15 protein-coding genes are annotated in these 17,835 nt (G+C 39.2%); 3 read left to right on the forward strand and 12 right to left on the reverse strand.

Annotation, left to right across the window (positions count from 1 at the left end; all coding sequences use genetic code 11):
* Window positions 1-32: 32 nt before the first annotated feature.
* The 12 genes from B4B65_RS19250 to B4B65_RS19305 form a co-directional block, all read right to left on the reverse strand.
* Window positions 33-998, reverse strand: a complete 966-nt coding sequence (locus tag B4B65_RS19250; protein WP_293918003.1) for a tail fiber protein — start codon at window positions 996-998, stop codon at window positions 33-35.
* A gap of 467 nt (window positions 999-1,465) precedes the next feature.
* The gene (locus tag B4B65_RS19255; RefSeq protein ID WP_293918005.1) at window positions 1,466-2,383 is read right to left on the reverse strand and encodes a hypothetical protein; all 918 of its coding nucleotides are present in this window, start codon (window positions 2,381-2,383) and stop codon (window positions 1,466-1,468) included.
* Window positions 2,383-3,324: a hypothetical protein gene (locus tag B4B65_RS19260; RefSeq protein WP_293918007.1), complete on the reverse strand. Its 942-nt coding sequence runs from the start codon at window positions 3,322-3,324 to the stop codon at window positions 2,383-2,385. Before B4B65_RS19260 ends, B4B65_RS19255 begins: the two co-directional genes overlap by 1 nt.
* Window positions 3,321-4,238 carry a tail fiber protein gene (locus tag B4B65_RS19265; protein WP_201678475.1) on the reverse strand — a complete coding sequence of 306 codons (918 nt, stop codon included), beginning with the start codon at window positions 4,236-4,238 and terminating at the stop codon, window positions 3,321-3,323. Before B4B65_RS19265 ends, B4B65_RS19260 begins: the two co-directional genes overlap by 4 nt.
* A gap of 1 nt (window position 4,239) precedes the next feature.
* Window positions 4,240-5,202, reverse strand: a complete 963-nt coding sequence (locus tag B4B65_RS19270) for a hypothetical protein (RefSeq protein WP_293918009.1) — start codon at window positions 5,200-5,202, stop codon at window positions 4,240-4,242.
* A 30-nt stretch (window positions 5,203-5,232) separates the two neighbouring features.
* Window positions 5,233-6,183, reverse strand: a complete 951-nt coding sequence (locus B4B65_RS19275; RefSeq protein ID WP_293918011.1) for a hypothetical protein — start codon at window positions 6,181-6,183, stop codon at window positions 5,233-5,235.
* Between the two features lie 2 nt (window positions 6,184-6,185).
* Window positions 6,186-7,172, reverse strand: a complete 987-nt coding sequence (locus B4B65_RS19280) for a hypothetical protein (RefSeq protein ID WP_293918013.1) — start codon at window positions 7,170-7,172, stop codon at window positions 6,186-6,188.
* 442 nt (window positions 7,173-7,614) lie between these two features.
* Window positions 7,615-10,812: an efflux RND transporter permease subunit gene (locus B4B65_RS19285; protein ID WP_293918015.1), complete on the reverse strand. Its 3,198-nt coding sequence runs from the start codon at window positions 10,810-10,812 to the stop codon at window positions 7,615-7,617.
* A 23-nt stretch (window positions 10,813-10,835) separates the two neighbouring features.
* Window positions 10,836-11,894, reverse strand: coding sequence for an efflux RND transporter periplasmic adaptor subunit (locus B4B65_RS19290; protein ID WP_201678471.1), 1,059 nt, complete (start codon window positions 11,892-11,894; stop codon window positions 10,836-10,838).
* Window positions 11,895-11,904: 10 nt separating this feature from the next.
* Window positions 11,905-13,242 (reverse strand): TolC family protein, encoded by a 1,338-nt coding sequence (locus tag B4B65_RS19295; protein ID WP_236581899.1) that lies wholly within the window; start codon window positions 13,240-13,242, stop codon window positions 11,905-11,907.
* Window positions 13,243-13,277: 35 nt separating this feature from the next.
* On the reverse strand, window positions 13,278-13,886 hold the full coding sequence (locus tag B4B65_RS19300) for a TetR/AcrR family transcriptional regulator (protein ID WP_201678469.1): 609 nt from the start codon (window positions 13,884-13,886) through the stop codon (window positions 13,278-13,280).
* 138 nt (window positions 13,887-14,024) lie between these two features.
* Window positions 14,025-14,690, reverse strand: a complete 666-nt coding sequence (locus B4B65_RS19305; protein ID WP_002998718.1) for an NUDIX hydrolase — start codon at window positions 14,688-14,690, stop codon at window positions 14,025-14,027.
* 175 nt (window positions 14,691-14,865) lie between these two features.
* Here B4B65_RS19305 and pfkA point away from each other — a divergent pair, with 175 nt between their 5' ends.
* From pfkA to gap, 3 genes are read left to right on the forward strand one after another with little or no spacing between them, the layout of a single operon-like run.
* The gene (gene pfkA, locus B4B65_RS19310) at window positions 14,866-15,849 is read left to right on the forward strand and encodes a 6-phosphofructokinase (protein WP_003004375.1); all 984 of its coding nucleotides are present in this window, start codon (window positions 14,866-14,868) and stop codon (window positions 15,847-15,849) included.
* A 20-nt stretch (window positions 15,850-15,869) separates the two neighbouring features.
* A complete protein-coding gene (locus tag B4B65_RS19315; protein ID WP_002998724.1) occupies window positions 15,870-16,727 on the forward strand; it encodes a hypothetical protein in 858 nt (285 codons plus the stop codon).
* 4 nt (window positions 16,728-16,731) lie between these two features.
* Window positions 16,732-17,730: a type I glyceraldehyde-3-phosphate dehydrogenase gene (gene gap, locus B4B65_RS19320; RefSeq protein ID WP_003004380.1), complete on the forward strand. Its 999-nt coding sequence runs from the start codon at window positions 16,732-16,734 to the stop codon at window positions 17,728-17,730.
* The last annotated feature ends 105 nt before the right edge of the window (window positions 17,731-17,835 follow it).

A 17,835-nucleotide genomic window follows, 5' to 3' on the forward strand; every position in this document is an offset into this window, starting at 1 on the left:
GCAGCTATAAAGCTTCCTTAAATTATTCATTTTTAATTATTTATTTTTTTAAGTGCTATAATTTCTTTTTCCATTTCAGTCATTTTTTCATTCAGTTTATGAACTTCCTTATCCTTTTCAATTAAATAAAGCGTCAGCTCTTCGATTTTTTTCATCATCAGTTTATTCATTTCTCCTACAGACAGACCTTCTTCAGCAATCTTTTGAGCCGACGGTATATCCGGAAGATGTTTATTGATTTTAATAAATGCTTCTATTTCCGGGAGGGGTGTCAGCGGATAATCTTCTTCAAACACATAGTCCGGCCAGTTAGTTGCTTCGACTTTAATTTCTTTTGCACGGATATTACCGTTGACGGACAGTTTTTCCTGTGGAGTAGTGGTACCAACTCCAACATATCCATTAGTCAGTATACTTAAATGATCTTTATCAAAATGTCTTATACTAAATTTTGATGCCAGCTTTTCAGGAAATTTAACTAATGACCATTGACCAAATCCGGTACCTGTTGTTCCTGCTATAGCTCCCAAAGCAATGCAAGAATAACCATATTGAGAACTGGGTAGCCGAAGGTTTTCATTATAATTATCACCGTTCTTATTATAAATAATTGCCGTTCCCTGGACTTCCAGTTGTGTTTGTGGATTATTCGTTCCTATTCCGACATATCCTTTCCCATCAGCTACAATAATTTTTCGCCATGCTTCCCAACCGGCATCGTATCCGGATCTTATATAAAGATCAGCATCTGTAAAGGCTAATTCATGAGCCTTACCTCCTGAATCATCTCCCCAGCCTCTGATGCCTAAAACGGTAGAATAAAACCCGGGAGCATTTAAACCCAGAACAGTGTTAAATTTAAAAGAAGGCTTAAGTTTAAAATTGTATTGCAGAGGAGTAGTAGGTGTACTTCTACTATCTTCCACACTTAACTCCTGCTGTCCATATACCGCGGAAAAAGCCATAGATAAGAAGGCAAAACAAATTATTTTTTTCATTTTAAAATAATGTTGGGCCGACCGAAACATTTCACTCAAGGGCTGTAGACTTTCTGTTTATCTGAAAGAAAAAATAAAAAACCGAATAAATATACTCCTAAGGAAGAAATTAAAAAGTGATCAGCAATTCCAATAATAAAGATTAACGACTCTAATATAAGAAATTTTTTAAAACGAAACGCAATTTATTATTTTCTTCATCATAAGTAAACGTATGAAGGTCAGGTATTAAGCCTGTGCTTTTTATTTATTAAATAAACGGATTTGAAATAATAGCAGGTTGCTATTTTCTTTCGGAGAGGGACTAAGGATATAATAATCGGTTTGATAAGAATAAGTCTGCCTCATAAGCTGTGGACCTTATCTGACAAAAAGCTAAAATAAAGAATATAATCCGCTTGTAAAATCAGGCAATATCTTCAAATCAACCGTAAGATAAAATGCCATCTATACCAAAGGCAACATGCTTATTTTTCTTCTTTGATTAAGATCTGATTCAGTCTTTGGATCTCTTTATCTTTCTGAATCAGATACAGTGTCAGTTCTTCTACTTTCTTCAACAAGAGCTTGTTCATCTCGCCTAATGATACACCTTCTTTTTCAGCCTGCGCTGCCTGCGGCATATCGGGAAGATGACCATACTGAAGGATAAATGTTTCTAATTCGGATAACGGCTGGAGTTTGTATTCCTGTTTAAATACATAATCAGGCCAGTTGTTTGTCTCCACTTTGATTTCCTTAGCACGGATATTGCCGTTAACGGATAGCTTTTCTGCCGGCTCTTCAAGGCCTATACCAACATTTCCGTTGGTCAGAATATTTAAATGTCCGGTATGGAAATGTCTTATACTGAATTTTGATCCTTGTGCTTCTGAAAACTTAACTAAGGACCATTGACCATACCCTGTACCCGATGCTCCGGGTATAGCGCCTAAGGCAATGCTGGCTGAGCCATATTGAGAACTTGGAAGACGCAAATTTTCATTAAAATTATTACCATTCTTATTATAAATGATGGCTGTACCATTAACTTCCAGTTCCGTACCCGGATTCAAAGTCCCAACTCCAACCTTACCATTCGTCTCCAGCAATACCCGACTCCAGGGTCTTCCGGCATCATTATCTGTCTTGCGAAAGTATAGTTGCTGATCTACAAAGCTTCCCGAAAACTGCATGGCATAATTATTGGCCGGATTACTGTGTCTGACATCCAGCAGATGCCACCATCCTGTAGCAGAACCTGGAAAATTGACCGGTGCATTAGCTTCGTAAAATCCGGAAGTCGCTCCCGCATCTCCCCGCAGCCCCGCATCATTTCTAAGTTGTGCTACCCCCGGAAAAGGTGATAAAAGGGTCGCCATTATAAATACTGCTAATTTTTTCATTATCTTTTATTCTTTAGCTGATTGATTTCGCCGGCTTGCTGATCTACTTTTTCTATAAGCATATGTACACGTTGTGACAGTATTTCCTGTCGTTTTTCTTTCTCAATCAGGTGCAAAGTCAATTCTTCTATCTTTTTCATCAAAAGCTTGTTCATCTCTCCTACAGACAGTCCATCCTCTTCTATCTTTTTAGCAGAAGGGACATCCGGAAGGTGCTTATTAGCTTTGATAAAAGTTTCTACTTCAGCCAGAGGAATTAGCTTATAATCTTCTTCAAATACATAATCCGGCCAGTTGGCAGATTCGACTTTGATTTCTTTTGCACGGATATTACCGTTCACAGCTAAGCGTTCCGTAGGCGTAGTCGTGCCAATACCTGTATAACCATTGGATAAAATAGTGACCTTAGACACTCCGTTTGTAACAATAGAAAATGGATGATTGGTATGTGTTCCAACCATACCGCCTGCGACAGCCCCATAATATCCGCTGCTGTGGGACCACATACCAGTTCTCACTGCATTAGTCGTTACTAATAACTTGGCATGATCAGTTCCGTTAATCTGAAGCGCCTTTTCCCACCCTTCATTATTCTCAACAGTTGTTGTCCCTATACCAATATTTCCATCCGGCTGGAAGATCATAAACGGACGATCATAGTTCTTACCTATATAAGAATAGGATTGAAATGATTTTCCTGCTGCATCGAGATACCCATTTGTTCCTAATTGAATAAAGGATTCTGAATCATCATTGTTGGATATACGGTATCCTCTTGCCCATCCTCCGGGCACTCCGGTTCCAAAATTTGCTAGTAGATTAACACCATATGCAGGTGCATCTAAACCAATCTGTACCCTATTATCCTGTTGAGCAGAGGCGATGTGTGTAAAAAAAATACTTAGGGCTATTCCTGTTGTTTTTAAAATTTTATTTTTCATTGCTTTTCTTCGAGTTTTTTAAGTCTTTGTGCCATATCGGCTAATTGTTGTTCATATTGCTTCTGAATCCTTTCCTTCTCAATCAGGTGCAAAGTCAGTTCTTCTATCTTTTTCATCATGAGCTTGTTCATTTCTCCAACAGACAGTCCATCCTCTTCTATCTTTTTAGCAGAAGGGACATCCGGAAGGTGCTTATTAACTTTGATAAAAGCCTCTACTTCAGCCAGAGGAATTAGTTTATAATCTTCTTCAAATACATAATCCGGCCAGTTGGCAGATTCGACTTTGATTTCTTTAGCACGGATATTACCGTTCACAGCTAAGCGTTCCGTAGGAGTAGTCGTGCCAATACCTACATTACCGTCTGTATTCCAGATTCCATTTTCAGGAAACATTACAACTCCATTAAAAGAGTTTTTGTATTGCAATTCGACGATCTCACTGCTACTTAATGCTTCATCAGCCGTGGCCCAACTTGTGTAATATACAGGGGTATTATTAAAACCATGCGTAAACGCATCAACAAAAAAACGTAGAAAATAGCTTTTATCATCTATAAAAATCACCACCTTCCCGTTTTCCTGAGCTAAGAATATTCTTGGTGAGTAAGAACCTGCGGTAGATACAGAAGACGCCCATACTTTAGGTAAGTTTGCATCATTATTAAAGATGTAAAACACAAGAGTTAAATCCATAACTTCACCATTCCCATAGTTGTACCCTTGAATTTTAACAGTCGGCATATCAACCTGATGCATAAAAGGAATATTGGTTTTTATTTTCACACCATGTGTCGGGACACCATTATAAGAATATTCGACTAAGTTGCGATACACCTGTGCCTGTATGGTTAATTTTGTACCTGCCAGATAGAGCATTAATAGTATACAAAAAGCCGTTTTTTTATTTTTCATCTTACTTTCGCATTAAGTTCTCTTTTAGTTGTTGTATTTCTTCCTGAAGCACAACAATTTCTTGTTTTATTCCTTTTAAGTCCCTGATCTCTTTCTCTTTCTCAATCAGATGCAAAGTCAGCTCTTCTATCTTTTTCATCATAAGCTTGTTCATCTCTCCTACAGACAGTCCATCCTCTTCTATCTTTTTAGCAGAAGGGATATCCGGAAGATGCTTATTGGCTTTGATAAAAGTTTCTACTTCTGTCAGAGACTTCAGTTTATAATCTTCTTCAAATACATAATCCGGCCAGTTGTTAGTTTCCACTTTGATTTCTTTAGCACGGATATTGCCGTTGACCTCCAGTTTTTCGGTAGCATCCCGTTTACCAATCCCGATATTTCCGGCAAAATAATTGGTAGCTTGTCCCATAACATGAATAACACCATCCGTATTGGATCCCCTCGAATTTACATACTCTTCCACACTGGTCTTGAAGGTATGCGCAGGTCCGCCTTCCTCTTGATAAGGTAATATATTTTGAACATTATCATATATTCGGGGAGATTGAGCGGCGTTAGATACATAAAAATATGTCGAAGCTCCTTTTAACCATATAATAAATTCCTTATTGTCACTATATCTAGTTGCATCCTTATACCCGGCAATAAATGGAACAATATCGACATTACCATGCCTGCCCTGATAGATATCCGTTTCAATAAAATGGGAACCATGTCCCCAAAGCATATTATGTATACGAAAACGTGCGATCATCGACCCCCTCCATTCTTCATCATAATGGGTATCTGACCGTCCGATTTCTATTACTGTAGCAACGCTGTTTCCCCAATTATTATCCTGAAATATTACCGGATAGAATTTATCCTTGTCACCGTTCACAAAAAATGAGGTAGTAGCAACTTGTGCATCGACCAAAGTGGTTAAAACACTTATCCATAAGACTAGAAGTATTGTTTTCATGTGTACTTTTTGTATTGAAATTTTAAAGATCTATTTATTTTGAAAAGCTCTGAACTGCGTCTTTAACGTATTCAGCTCTTCCTGTTGCGTCTGCAGTTGCTTGTCTTTCTCTATCAGATGTAAAGTCAGTTCTTCTATCTTTTTCATCATAAGTTTGTTCATTTCTCCTACAGAGAGTCCATCCTCCTCTATCACTTTGGCAGAAGGGACATCCGGAAGGTGCTTATTGGCTTTGACAAAAGTTTCTACTTCAGCCAGAGGAGTTAGTTTATAATCTTCTTCAAATACATAATCCGGCCAGTTGTTAGTCTCCACTTTGATTTCTTTAGCACGGATATTACCGTTGACAGCTAATTTATCCTGCGGAGTAGTAATACCAATTCCAACATTCCCGTTATCCATAATGGTAAACCTGTTGGCACAGAGGCCTCCTGAATTACATCCTGTTGCGTCATATGCCCAGAACTGCAGACTATTACCATATGCACCAGCCATGTTATATATTCTCCAGTACATGGCTGCACCATTAGCTGTTTTTGCAGGATTGCTAAGTAAAATAGTGCCTCCTATATTTGGATCAGAAAAAGTAGATATTAATGTACCTTCTGCAGAGATATGCCCTTTTACATCCAGCTTTTGCTGCGGGTCATCAGTACCTATTCCGACTTTACCATTTGTCTCCAGCAATACCCGACTCCAGGGGGTAGCCGGATTATTATTTGTTTTCCGGAAGTATAAATGCTGGTCAAAAAAACTTCCCGAAAACTGCATGGCAAAGTTGTTATTAGGATTTGAGTGCCTGACATCCAGCAGATGCCACCATTCACTGGCTACACTTGGAAAATTAACAGGGATATTTGCATCAAAAAATCCGGAAACGGCTCCGGCATCACCCCGCAGCCCAGCATCATTTCTGCTCTGTGACCATACGAGTATTGGAAATAAGCTTAAGGCGATTAAAAGTCCGGCAAATCTTTTCATTATCATTTATTCTTTAGTTGGTTAATTTCGTTAGCCTGCTGATTTACTTTTTCTTTCAGCATATTTACATCCTGTAAAAGTGTTTGTTGAAATGTGTCCTGTTGTTGCAGCTGCTTGTCTTTCTCAATCAGATGTAAAGTCAGCTCTTCTATCTTTTTCATCATAAGTTTGTTCATCTCTCCTACTGACAGTCCATCCTCTTCTATCTTTTTAGCAGAAGGGATATCCGGAAGGTGCTTGTTGGCTTTGATAAAAGTTTCCAATTCAGCCAGAGACTTCAGTTTATAATCTTCTTCAAATACATAATCCGGCCAGTTATTAGTCTCCACTTTGATTTCTCTGGCACGGATATTACCGTTGACAGCTAATTTATCCTGCGGAGTAGCTGTACCAATTCCTACGTTCCCGTTTGCCTTGACAGAAACCAGATTAACCCAACTAATACCAGTCGTTCTATTCCATATCTGCCATGCATCATCTACAGGTCTGACTCCATAAGCAAAAGATCCTGACTGAATATCATCCGATCCATTATAGGAAGAAATTATATCCATATTGGGGCTATCATCAGTTCTTATAATTGAAATATAGTCTTTATCATTTGTTTGATTTTTCAAAGTCAAAAATGTTTGTGGATTATTTGTTCCGATTCCGACATAGCCATTAGCATCTGTCGTAAGAATTTTCCGCCAGCCTTCCCAGCCGCTATCATATCCGGACCTTATATAAAGATCATTATCTGTAAAGGCTATTTCGTGAGCTTTACCTCCGGAATCATCCCACCAACCTCTCAAACCCAAAACAGTAGAATAATTCCCGGGTACATTTAGTCCAATATCGGTGTTGTACTTAAAAGAGGGTTTCAATTTAAAATTATAGTGAACCGGAGTGGATGCTGTACCTCTACTATCCTCCATACTTAATTGCTGCTGACTATATACCCCATTTATGGCCACACCTAACAGCGCAAGACAAATGATTCTTTTCATTTTTAATTGATTTTTACCGAATCTGAGAATTTCACTCCTATAGCATTTCCAGTCTTTTACAAGAAAATAGTAATCCCCGTAAACACCTTTCAGGAGAAAATTAAAAATTGATCTGTAATTCCACTAATAAAGATTAACAGCCCTAATATATGAAATATTTTAAATAAAAAGAAATTTTTTACACCCATCATCATATTCCAAAATAAAACCGTAATAGATTAAACCTTTGTTAGTTAACTGTTAAATAAATTGACAAAAGAACAAGAATTGAAAACCTTCACGGAAAAATCAGTTCAGATTAACCGGTACCCGGGTTATATCATATTTAGCATTTTTTGAGCGAATCAATCCGGTTGTATTATCGCAGATTTTTTCCATAACAAAAAAAGCCATTCCGGAATCCGGAATGGCTTATATAAACAAATTGTAAAATAAAGGTATTCTAGTGTTTGACAGACATCTCGTCTACATAATCCTTATTCGGCTCGTAATCAGCTTTCATTAAAGCTTCATAATCAAGCTTCTCATGCTGACCAAAGCGTTTCTGTAAACTGTCGAATATCGAATAGACAACAGGTACAATTACCAGTGTCAGGAATAAGGAGGAAAGTAACCCTCCGATAATTACGATCGCAAGACCTCTGTTCATATCTGCACCCTCACCCGTAGCTATCGCAATCGGCACCATACCGAATACCATCGCAATAGTAGTCATCAGGATCGGACGGAGACGGGCATGGTTGGCCGCAACTAATGCATCATGTGTATTGTCACCGGCGTCTTTACGCATATTGGCAAAATCGACCAATAGAATCGCATTTTTACAGACCAGACCAATCAACATGATAATCCCCAGAATCGTAAAGATATTCAGAGAAGTATCGGTAAGAGCCATTAACAGTAATGCTCCGATAAAAGACAACGGTACAGAGAAAATAACGATAAATGGTGTGACAAAACTGTCATATAGAGACACCATCACCAGGTAGACAAGGATAATAGATGCTAACAACGCAAATCCTAATGTACCGAAACCTTCCTGCTGGTTTTCCATATCACCACCCCACATATAACTCACTCCTGGTTTACGCGGCAACTCTTTAAATTGTGCTTCCCATTCTGTTGCAATAGTACCGGAAGGACGTCCGATAACCTGCGCCTGTATAGATACAGAAGGAGATTTATCACGACGTTCCAATAAGGTCGGACCCGAACTGTAACTGATTGTTGCAAATTGCTCCAGACGTATTTTCTGACCCATATTATTGATAAACAACAGGTTTCTTACGTCTTCAATATTCTTACGGTCTTCTTCTCCAAAACGGATGTTAATATCGTACTCATACTCTCCGGCTCTGAATTTACCATCCGTGTTACCACTGAAGGCAGTCTGCATGGCCATACCTACTGTAGAAAGTCCCAGACCAAGAGAATTCATCTTATCGCGGTCCACCTGTACATTGATCTCCGGGTTACCATCTTCAGATGTCAGCTTGACCTCTGTAGCACCCTCAATCTTACGCAACTGATCAGCCGCTTTATTCGCAAATTCAAGAGCATCTTTCATATCCGAACCGATTACAGTCATTGTGATAGGTGCCTGTTCAGCTCCCATCATACCAACGGTTACTGTTTTCACTTTAGAACCGACAAGTTCTTTTTCAAGTCCTCTCTTCAGTTTGGCCCCAAAAACTTTCGTACTCTCTGTTCGTTCCTTCTGGTCTATCAGAATGACATGGATCTCGGCCTTGTATTTCGTACCGGTAGTTCCTCCCATACCATCACTCGATTGTCCGACAGTCGTAATCGTACGTTTTACTTCCTTAAATTTAGAGATATAAGCTTCAGCACGCTGCGTCATAAAGTTGGAAGATTCGATAGAAGCATCCTTATTCAGTTCCAACTGCACCAAAAATTCTCCTTTATCCGAAGACGGGAAAAACTCTCCACCTATATATCCGGCACCCACCAGACCTAAAGATGCGACAAAGACGATCAATACAACAAACAGGGTAATTACCTTATTTTTGCGGGAATCGATACACCATTTCAATAAATCTGAAATACTGTGTGTAAAAGCTGTCAGACCAGCTTCAAAACCGTGTATGATCTTACCAAAGAAAGTATGCGGATTGATATGTTCTAATTTACCAAAGCGGGAGTATAACCACGGCACTACGGTGAATGATACCAATAAAGATAATCCTGTCGCAATAATAACCGTCACACAGAACTGAGCCAGGATATTAGCAACCAGACCACTTGCCATTGCAATAGGAAGGAATACCACCACGATTACCATAGTAATCGCTGTTACTGTAAATCCGATCTCCGCCGCTCCGTCATATGCAGCTCTGATTTTACTCTTACCCATCTCCATATGCCGGTGAATATTCTCCACGACTACGATCGCATCATCCACAAGAATACCAACCACGAGACTAAGTCCCAGAAGACTCATCAGGTTGAGTGTATAGCCCATCAGATAGATACCGATAAATGTTGCAATCAGTGACAATGGAATCGCTACCATGACGACTGCCGCATCCCGTAAACTGTGCAGGAAGAATAACATGATCACACCTACAAGTACAATCGCCAGGAAAAGGTCAAACAAAACGTTATTAGCCGCTTTCAGCGTATATTCAGATGTATCATTCGCCACCAGGACTTTAATACCCTGTTCAGCATAATCCTTCTGTACCGTTTCAATTGTTGCTTTTACAAGCTTACTCACCTCTACCGCATTGGCATCAGATTGTTTTTTGACCTGCATCAGGATGGTGTTCTGCTGATCCAGACGAGCGATCTTTTCAACCTCTTTCTGACCGTCTTCGATATCTGCAATATCACCAAGCCGGATCGGAATATCCAGAGATTGTCCTCCGCTACCGGCTGCTTTAGCCGTAATAGGCAGATTACGCATATCCTCAATAGATCTGTATTTACCGGACAGCCTGATCAGGATCTGACTACTTCTGGTCTTGACGTTACCAGTAGGGAAATCCAGATTGGATGATAAGATATCCTGCTGCACCTGAGCGATACTCAATCCGTAACCTTCCATTTTCTTAGGATCTAGCGTTACTTTGATTTCACGCTCCTGTCCACCGATCATATCTACCTGTGCAACCCCGGTGATACGGGAGAAGATAGGCTGTATTTTCTTATCCAGAAGATCGTAAAGTTCTTTCTCAGACAATTTGCTGGTCACGGAAAGATTCATGATAGGCATGTCATCCAGTGAAAATTTAACCAGAGAAGGAGGATCCACATCATCCGGTAAATCTTTCAGGATAGCATTTATCTTACGTTGTGCATCATTCAATGCGTAGTTGGCATCTGCATTATCATTAAGGGTAATCATCACTAATGATAAACTCTCATATGACTTTGTCTCTACACGTTTTACGTTTTCCAGGGAAGATATCGCATCCTCAATTTTCTTGGATACCGTATTCTCTACCTCAGAAGGTGAGGCTCCCGGATACACCGTCTGTACTGTAATAACGTTGACCTCAAACTTAGGAATCAACTCGTAGCTTAACAGCTTATAACTAAACAAACCGCCCAGCGTAAGTATAATAAACAGTACGATGATTATACTGGGGCGCTTTATCGAGATTTCTGAAATTTTCATGAAATATCTTTTGTTTCAAACAATTATTTAATAATGCTGATCGGCGTATTGTTCAGCAAGTTGATTTGTCCACTTGTAATCACGATCTGACCTGCAGAAAGTCCGTCCAGCACTTCTACATAGTCACCGAAATTGCGTCCGGAAGTGATCGTCTTAAGGACTGCTTTATTGTTTTCATTGACAAATATCTGATTGGAACTTACACTACCAACGAATGCTGTTCTAGGGACAGTAAGTACCGGTAATAACTGATCTGCACCAAATACTGCAGTACCGTACATACCTGCACGAAGTTCATTGTTAGGATTGTTTTTTACCTCGATCTCCACAGGGAAATTAAGACTTCCGTCTGCTTTAGGAGCAATGAAGGTAATCTTTCCTTCGAAAGATTTGTCCGGATATACACTTGCAGTAATTTTGATATTCTGACCAACTTTTAGCTTTACAACATTCTTCTCGTCAACATTCACTCTTAGTTTCAACGTACCGACATTCACCAGTGAGAACATTTCAGTACCCGGAGATACATAAGTGCCCGGTTCGATTTTACGTTCGTTGATCGTTCCGCTGATCCCTGCTCTTACCGTTGCATCAGAAGCATTCAGCTGCGCACTTTTCAGGTTATTCAGATCACTCTCCATTTTTAATTTGGCCTGATCCAGTTGTTGCTGTGTCACACCTCCTGTCTGAAAAGCATTTTTGTATCGTTCATAATCTGCTTTAGACGTGTTATAGGAAGCCTGTGCATTCTGTGTATTCACATTAAGCTTGTCTCCTACTACAGTTGCAAGTACTTGTCCTGCGGTCACAAAATCACCTTCATCGACCAGTACAGTTTTCACTCTACCCGGTGTTTCGGCAGATAATCTCATCTCTTTAAATGGCATAAATGTACCATTAGAAATATACTGGGCATTCATTTCGCGAACAGCAACAGTATCAATACGTACAGCTACCGCTGCATTCTGTTGTGCTACGATTTCAGTTTCCGCTTTATTCTTTTCTTTATTCTTATTCAAAATAAACATAATACCAGCCAGTGCTGCTACTATAATTACGATGGTTATGATTGTCCGTTTCATCTGTGGTTAATTATTCGTTGATAAGTGATTTTAAATTCCCGTTTGATTTAATAATTTGTATTTCAGCAACTTTGTAGTTCAACAAAGCTGTAGAATGATTGTTTTGAGCTTCAGCATATGCCTTTTCTGCATCCAAAAGATCTGTTAATGTAGCCAAACCATTTTTATAGTTATTCTCGACATTAGACAAGACCTCTTTTGCAAGTTCCATATTTGCCTGTTGCATATTGATGTTCAGAAGGCTGTTTTTCAATTGCTTCTGTGCATTATTCGCATCGGTCATCAGACTTAGTTTTTTATCCGAAATATCCACATCCAGCTTATCGATATCGATCTGTGCCTGTCTTACTTTAGAGCGTGTCGAAAATCCGTTGAATATAGGGAAGGAAAGATTCACACCGATGGAAGCAAAATTCGCCCATACCCCATTGTTGTTAACCAATGGAAATTTCTGTCCGAAACCGGCATATCCATAGCTTGCCTGTAGAGATAAAGTCGGATAATACTGAGCTTCTATTGATTTTTTATTGAATACATTCAGTTCTCTTTGTGTAGCCAGCAATTTTATCTCCGTTCTGTTATCCAGTTGTGCTGTATCCAGATTAGCGATTTTAAGATCTATATTAAATGTACTTTTTGGCATCTGAATATCTTTATTGACATCCATACCGATCACAAATTTCAGGGCATTCTCTTTCAACTGGATTTCATTCATCTTTTGCAATTTGGACGATTCCAGATTGTTAACTGCTACATCTGTACGGTCCAGATCTATTTTTTTAGCCAGTCCGTTTGAATATGAACCAAAGATGACATCACGTGTTTTCCGGGTACTTTTGAGATTGCTCTCTATAGTTTCCAGTTGCATTTTTGCCTGATATACATCGTAGTAACTGTTTGCTACACGCTCGATCAACTGTTCTTCCGTCATTTCATGATTGATCTGATAGAAAGCACGGGTTGTACTTGCGGCTTTCAAACCCGTAAATACCGATTGGTTAAAGATCTGCTGAGTCAGTGAAACGGTTGGAGTCGCCTGCCATTTCTGTCCCATCTCGACTAATGTCGTTCCGCCTGTCTGTCCTGTAAAATCCGGAAGAGCAATTTTCTGTATAATCGGATTGTAGGTCAAACCTGCACTCAGGTTAATTTGAGGTAAAGCATTGGAACGCACTTCGCTGATCTTATTTTCTGCATTGATTACATCCAGTTTTGATTTTTTAGCATCAGCTTTATTCTGAAGCGCATACTGTATGGCCTCTTTGAGTGTCAGTTCTTCCTGAGCATGTGCAGAACCGAAGATTCCGAAGCTCAGCAGGACCATTAACAATTTGCTTATTCTATTCATATTTATATTTAGTATGTACATTGTGATTGTCTTCTCTATTTTTTGCGCATGCCGTAGAACATAATCTCAGTGACCTCTTTCTGTCTTTCCAGGATATCATCCAGATTATCAATACTCGGATAGCCCTGTATAATATTGGTCACATTTCCCATCAATCCTAGTCCCCGCATAGTATCGCTGTAATTTTTGGCCAGATAACGTGGATCCAGATCGGCTAATTCGCCCTGTTCCTTGGCCTTTTCAAAGATTTGACAATATTGATCTTCATCCTGCTGAATAAGAGAATCTATCTCTAATGAAATACTCGGATCTTTGATCCAGTCTACATTTTCAAATATGTAGAACATGTAATATTTCTTTACGAAAAAGGCCCTTATATCCAGTAATCTGTTCAACAGTACCAGTACCCCTCCTTTTTCGGTATTCATGGCATCCCGTTCCACAACATCCATTTCAGCCACTATAGCCAGAATAGAATCTTTGATCAGGGAAATTTTATCAGGAAAATAGTAATAAAGATTAGCTTTTGTCAAATGCACATCATCCGCTATCTCACTCATGGTAGTTTTCGGAATACCGAAATGAGCAAAGCGTTTGAGAGCGGCTTTAACAATCTGGTTTTTCTTCTTTTGTGTATTATCCATTTTTTTATTTTTGACTTTTTACAAATCAGGGTCAAAAGTAAAAAAAGAGCAACAGAAATCAAATTCCAGAGATATAATCTTGAAAAAAGTATTAAAAAAAGACTTTAAGATGACAATTATCCCTTGTGAAAGAAATAATTAATCTTCATGCGAAAATGCTTTATGGAATTTGCGTTTATCGAGTTTATATAATCGGGCGGCCCGATACGACACACCTTTCTGAAATTCAGAGAGTTCCTTCAGGAAGCCGTAATTGAGCATTTTTTTTCTAAAATTACGTTTGTCAAGCTTCTTTCCAAGGATAGCTTCGTAAACGAGTTGTAATTGGGTAAGAGTAAATTTTTCAGGTAATAATTCAAAAGCTACCGGACTATATCCGATTTTGCGTTTTAATTTTTCTAGGCTGAGCTCTATAATTTGTTTATGGTCAAAAGCCAGATCAGGAAGTTCATGTACAGAAAACCAATTGGCTTGCCGCATATAAGATGTCACGGGTTTTACTTTGATCTTGGCATGATCCAGTTGCATAAGTGCAAAATAGGCAACAGTCAGAATCCTTCCCTGCGGATGACGTTTTAATCCGGCTAATGCGGCCAGTTGCTCCATATAAATATCTTTCAACCCTGTATTTTCATACAGAATACGCTTGACCGCGTCCTCCATTTCTTCGTCATTGTTTACGAAAAAACCAGGAAGAGCCCACCAATCCTTGAAAGGATATTCATTTCTTTCTGTCAATAAAACTTTTAAATAACCGTCATGGAAGCCAAATATGACGCAATCAATGGTGAAATTTGTAAACAATGCTCAATAATTTATTAGTTTAAGACTTCTAAAAGCTAGACCTGCATGAATTTACACATGCCTTATACACAAGTATCCGTTAAATATAGCAAAGTAACAAAAAAAATAATCAAAAAATTTAATAGTGTAAAAAATACACTGTATATTCGTGAAACCTGATTAAAGAAATAAACACGTGAATACAATATCAAATATAGGAGTTTTTACATCCGGAGGAGACGCACCGGGCATGAACGCCTGCATTCGTGCAGTCGTACGTACAGCAGTCTACGAAGGGAAGAAAGTGACAGGCATATACCATGGTTATCAGGGTATGCTGGATGGTACATTTGTCGAAATGAACAGCCGCTCAGTGAGCAATATTATCCAAAAAGGCGGAACCATCCTCAAAACGGCAAGATGTATGGAGTTCAGAACTCCGGAAGGAAGAGCCAAAGCTTATGAAAACCTAAAAGCACAGGGCATAGATGGTTTAGTCGCCATCGGCGGTGACGGTACATTCACAGGAGCAGATTTTTTCTCCAGAGAATATGATATCCCGGTTATGTGTATACCCGGCACGATTGATAATGATTTGTATGGATCGGACTATACATTAGGATACGATACCGCTACAAATACAGTTATTGATGCTATAGATAAAATTCGTGACACTGCAGCTTCTCATGGCCGCCTGTTTTTTATAGAAGTAATGGGCCGTGATTCAGGATGCATCGCGCTTAATGCCGGTATTGCCGGAGGAGCCGAAGCCATCATGCTGCCGGAGAAAGAAACAGCTATAGACGAGCTGATTGATCTGCTGGAACGCGCAGCCTTTAAACAAAAAACTTCAACTATCGTTATCGTAGCCGAAGGGGATAAAAATGGCGGTGCATACAATGTAGCAAAGCGGGTCAAAGAAAAATTTGATTATTATGACACAAAAGTTAGTATATTAGGGCATTTACAAAGAGGGGGTTCTCCAAGTAGTTTTGACCGCGTACTGGCGAGTAGAATGGGATATGCAGCTGTAAAGCACCTCCTTCAGGGGAAAACCAGAATGACGGTAGGCCTGAGAGGAAATGAGATTATCCTGACTCCTCTGGAAGAAGCCCTCAATAACAAGGAATTTAAATTAAGTAACGATATGTTAGAGATCTCCCAGATCATGGCGATCTAGACATATTATCTATAAGCAATATGATTGCAGTCGTTTTTAGTGGATCAAGGTATGCGGATTGGCGATTGGCCGATAAGAGCCGTGTTGTCAGTGGTTTCAGAACCACAGGAATCAATTCTTATATTCAGGATGAAAGATTTATTACCCAGCTCCTGAATAAGAATACGAACCTGATTAATTATGCAGAAAAAATAAAGCGCATTTATTTTTTCGGTGCGGGTGCATCGTCTCTGGAGAGACAATCCAAAATCAAAAAGGTATTCGAATCTTTCTTCAAAAATGCAAAGGTAAAAGTCAATCATGATGTACTGGCCTCTGCTATCTCTACTTTCGGAGATGAAAAAGGAATCATCGGTATACTGGGATCCGGATCCAATGCAGCATACTATAACGGCAGGAAAATACTGAAGAACAATTTCGGAATGGGCTATATTCTGGCAGATGAAGGTTCGACAAACTGGATAGGCAGACAGCTATTAAAAGATTTTCTAAGCGGCACTATGCCGGTAGATATCCGAGAAAAGCTATTATCCCGTTACAATCTGGACCGGAAAATTATCCTTGAAAAAGTCTATAACCATCCCAATCCCAACATTTTCCTTACCTCTTTTGCTGACTTCGTACAGGAAAACAAAGATGAACCTTATTTGTCTACTATTATAAAAGAAGGTCTGTTCTTGTATTGCGACACCTATCTTGTACCGTTAAGCGAGCGCTATCCGGATCACAAGATCAACTTTACCGGATCTGTAGCGACACATTATGCAGATTGGCTGAGAGATATAGGCGAAAATGAATTTGGCCTGGAAATCGGAACAATCATTAAGGAACCCATTCACAACTTAGTAAAATATTATTTAAATCTCAATAAAAATTAAAAAGATGAAAATTGGAATCAACGGATTTGGTCGTATTGGCCGCTTAGCATTCAGAGCTGCGATCAATCGCCAAGATGTAGAAGTAGTAGGTATCAATGACCTGGTAGAGCCAGATTATATGGCATATATGTTGAAATACGATTCAACTCATGGTAAATTTGACGGAACTGTTGAAGTAAAAGACGGCAACCTTGTTGTAAACGGAAAAACTATCCGTGTCACTGCAGAAAAAGATCCGGCTAACCTGAAATGGAATGAAGTAGGTGCTGAAGTGATCATCGAATCTACAGGTCTTTTCCTTACTCAGGAATCAGCACAGAAACACATCGATGCTGGTGCTAAAAAAGTTGTTATGTCTGCTCCGGCAAAAGACGACACCCCTACTTTCGTAATGGGTGTAAACCACAAAGAATTAAAAGCTGATCAACATATCGTTTCTAATGCATCATGTACAACTAACTGTTTAGCTCCTGTAGCAAAAGTATTGCATGACAATTTTGGAATTCTGGAAGGTCTGATGACTACTGTTCACGCGGTTACAGCAACTCAAAAAACAGTAGACGGTCCTTCAGCAAAAGACTGGAGAGGCGGACGTGGTGCTTATCAGAACATCATCCCTTCTTCAACTGGTGCTGCTAAAGCTGTAGGTCTTGTATTACCTTCTCTGAAAGGTAAATTGACAGGTATGTCTCTTCGTGTTCCTACTGCTGATGTATCTGTAGTAGACTTAACAGTACGTCTGGAAAAAGGCGCTTCTTATGAAGAGATCAAAAAAGCAATGAAAGATGCTTCAGAAGGCGAATTGAAAGGTATTCTGGGTTATACAGAAGATGAAGTAGTTTCTACTGATTTCTTAGGTGACGCACGTACTTCTATCTTCGATGCAAAAGCAGGTATCTCTCTTAACGACAACTTTGTAAAAGTTGTAGCATGGTACGATAATGAGTGGGGTTACTCAAACAAAATCGTAGATCTTGTACAAGAAGTAGGTAAATTATCGTAATCTTCGATAGGTTTACACCTTATATAACAGAAAAGGTCATGGTATCACACCATGACCTTTTTTAATTAAAGAAGGAATAATAGATGATGAAGCAAAACATCACCA

The sequence above is a fragment of the Sphingobacterium sp. UBA5789 genome, assembly GCF_002418355.1.
GTDB lineage: Bacteria > Bacteroidota > Bacteroidia > Sphingobacteriales > Sphingobacteriaceae > Sphingobacterium.

Excerpts from the sequence above, each read along its gene's own strand:
- B4B65_RS19250 (WP_293918003.1), bottom strand. The coding sequence starts at position 998 with ATGAAAAAAATAATTTGTTTTGCCTTCTTATCTATGGCTTTTTCCGCG.
- B4B65_RS19255 (WP_293918005.1), bottom strand. The coding sequence starts at position 2,383 with ATGAAAAAATTAGCAGTATTTATAATGGCGACCCTTTTATCACCTTTT.
- B4B65_RS19260 (WP_293918007.1), bottom strand. The coding sequence starts at position 3,324 with ATGAAAAATAAAATTTTAAAAACAACAGGAATAGCCCTAAGTATTTTT.
- B4B65_RS19265 (WP_201678475.1), bottom strand. The coding sequence starts at position 4,238 with ATGAAAAATAAAAAAACGGCTTTTTGTATACTATTAATGCTCTATCTG.
- B4B65_RS19270 (WP_293918009.1), bottom strand. The coding sequence starts at position 5,202 with ATGAAAACAATACTTCTAGTCTTATGGATAAGTGTTTTAACCACTTTG.
- B4B65_RS19275 (WP_293918011.1), bottom strand. The coding sequence starts at position 6,183 with ATGAAAAGATTTGCCGGACTTTTAATCGCCTTAAGCTTATTTCCAATA.
- B4B65_RS19280 (WP_293918013.1), bottom strand. The coding sequence starts at position 7,172 with ATGAAAAGAATCATTTGTCTTGCGCTGTTAGGTGTGGCCATAAATGGG.
- B4B65_RS19285 (WP_293918015.1), bottom strand. The coding sequence starts at position 10,812 with ATGAAAATTTCAGAAATCTCGATAAAGCGCCCCAGTATAATCATCGTA.
- B4B65_RS19290 (WP_201678471.1), bottom strand. The coding sequence starts at position 11,894 with ATGAAACGGACAATCATAACCATCGTAATTATAGTAGCAGCACTGGCT.
- B4B65_RS19295 (WP_236581899.1), bottom strand. The coding sequence starts at position 13,242 with ATGAATAGAATAAGCAAATTGTTAATGGTCCTGCTGAGCTTCGGAATC.
- B4B65_RS19300 (WP_201678469.1), bottom strand. The coding sequence starts at position 13,886 with ATGGATAATACACAAAAGAAGAAAAACCAGATTGTTAAAGCCGCTCTC.
- B4B65_RS19315 (WP_002998724.1), top strand. The coding sequence starts at position 15,870 with ATGATTGCAGTCGTTTTTAGTGGATCAAGGTATGCGGATTGGCGATTG.
- gap (WP_003004380.1), top strand. The coding sequence starts at position 16,732 with ATGAAAATTGGAATCAACGGATTTGGTCGTATTGGCCGCTTAGCATTC.